The organism is Vibrio sp. 1180_3, assembly GCF_029478545.1.
In the GTDB taxonomy this organism is placed as follows: domain Bacteria; phylum Pseudomonadota; class Gammaproteobacteria; order Enterobacterales; family Vibrionaceae; genus Vibrio; species Vibrio aestuarianus.
On sequence record NZ_SJFM01000123.1, the window covers coordinates 1 to 1,219 of the forward strand.

The 1,219-nt window shown below is 37.7% G+C and carries 1 protein-coding gene and 1 pseudogene; both read left to right on the top strand.

Annotated features, from left to right (window positions below; genetic code table 11):
* Window positions 1–116: pseudogene (locus EYW48_RS21155) on the top strand (IS630 family transposase); the annotation flags it as partial.
* Window positions 113–964 (top strand): retron St85 family RNA-directed DNA polymerase, encoded by an 852-nt coding sequence (locus EYW48_RS21160; protein WP_277433045.1) that lies wholly within the window; start codon window positions 113–115, stop codon window positions 962–964. The pseudogene EYW48_RS21155 and the gene EYW48_RS21160, both read left to right, overlap by 4 nt.
* Window positions 965–1,219 lie beyond the last annotated feature (255 nt).

Here is a 1,219-nt window from a genome sequence, read left to right on the forward strand (position 1 = left end):
ACTTCAAGGCGGCAATAGACCAATTTTTTTCTGTGACTCTTCCAGAGATCGCAGGCTCTTTGACATCTCGAATTAATGATCATTTTCAGGTTCTCAAGCCTGCATCTTCAAGTTGATTCGGTATAACACTTATGAACTTGTACAGCGTAACGGTAAGAAACGTCAGATATCTCAACCTAATCGAGAGTTGAAAGCTGTGCAAGCTTGGATACTAAGAAATATTTTGGATAAACTATCCACCTCCGAGCATTCAAAAGGATTTGATGTGGGTACTTCTATACTAGAAAACGCTTTACCTCATCAAGGTGCTAATTATCTGCTATCTTTAGATATAATGGATTTTTTCCCTAATATACCAGCAAATAAAATCTACAATATTTTTAACTCAGTTGGTTATAACAAAAACGTTAGCAGTATACTCACTAATCTGTGTGTTTTTCAGCATTGGTTACCCCAAGGGGCTCCTACTTCACCTAAACTTGCAAATCTAGTATGTGCTAAATTAGACGCTCGAATACATGGTTATACAGGGCCTAGGGGTATAACATATACTCGCTATGCTGATGATATTACTCTTTCTGCTCAGACTATAAATAAGATAGAGAGGGCGAGGGACTTTATTGGGACAATTATTTCTGATGAAGGATTTAAAATTAATCGTAATAAAACTAAATTGAGTGGAACTAAGAATAAAAAGCAAGTTACCGGTCTCATCATTTCTCAAAAAAATGTAGGGATAGGGCGAGAAAAATTAAGAGAAATTAGAGCAAAAATTCATTATGCATTTGTTGGTCGAAACGAAGAATATAACCATTTAAATGGTTTGCTCGCATTTACCTACGGTGTTGATAAGAAAGCATACACCAAACTCTATCGGTTTATTGACACTATGTCTTCAAAGTATCCTGAGTCCACCGCTATTTCTCGGATTCATCCTAACATTAAGTCAAAAGTGAAGAGCTGATTTCATCGCGGTCAATAATTCACCACATGGCCAGATGCTTTGAGCGCATAGCCAAAATAGATTGCCACCAAAATTAAGCCTGGTATGATTGCCAGGCTTTTTATTAATAGTTGTGGTAATCATGGAAACTGCGTATTTCGGTGATTGCGATCGCTCGTTTCGGTTTATTCCGATCACCTGATCCTGCCGTTTTTCTCTCTTCCTATTTTTACTCTAAGTGATCGGATTGCGCCAGTTTTCTCATTGACTCACCGC